Raw genomic sequence first — 508 nt, 5'->3', positions numbered from 1 at the left:
GAAGCCGGGCGCACCCAAGCAGCCCGGCGTGCATGTGTTCGAGGATTGGGACCTCGCCGACCTGCGCGAGCTGATCGACTGGACGCCGTTCTTCCGCGCCTGGGAATTGGCGGGGAATTACCCGGCGATCCTTGATGACGAAATCGTCGGGGAAAGCGCGCGCAACCTGTTCGAGGATGCGCAGAAGATGCTCGACCAGATCATTGCGGAGAAGTGGCTGACGGCGAAGGGCGTGGCGGGGCTGTGGCCGTGCCGGCGGGAAGGGGATGATGTGGTCATCTCTCCCTCTCCCCTCCGGGGAGCATCAGGTCGGTCATCCCCCCAGGATGACCTGAACCGTGCGGGGCACGGTTCACCTGATGCTGGCCGGGGAGAGGGGGCGTCTGCAACGGGCGTGCCGTCTAGTGATCCAGCTCAGCCCCTCTCCCCGACCCTCTCCCCTGAAGGGGAGAGGGAGCAGAAGGACAAAACCGATGCCAAAAGTGCTTATTTCGGACAAAATGGACCC

At 64.0% G+C, this 508-nt stretch carries 1 protein-coding gene; it reads left to right on the top strand.

The window, feature by feature from the left end:
- Window positions 1-28: 28 nt before the first annotated feature.
- On the top strand, window positions 29-508 hold a 480-nt coding region (locus AACY45_RS27995; protein ID WP_339548716.1), incomplete at its 3' end, for a vitamin B12 dependent-methionine synthase activation domain-containing protein.

It is taken from the genome of Pseudomonas sp. RA_35y_Pfl2_P32 (assembly GCF_963970735.1).
Taxonomy (GTDB): domain Bacteria; phylum Pseudomonadota; class Gammaproteobacteria; order Pseudomonadales; family Pseudomonadaceae; genus Aquipseudomonas.
Note: the sequence above shows the minus strand (reverse complement) of the source record. Positions and strands in the feature narration are given on the sequence as shown.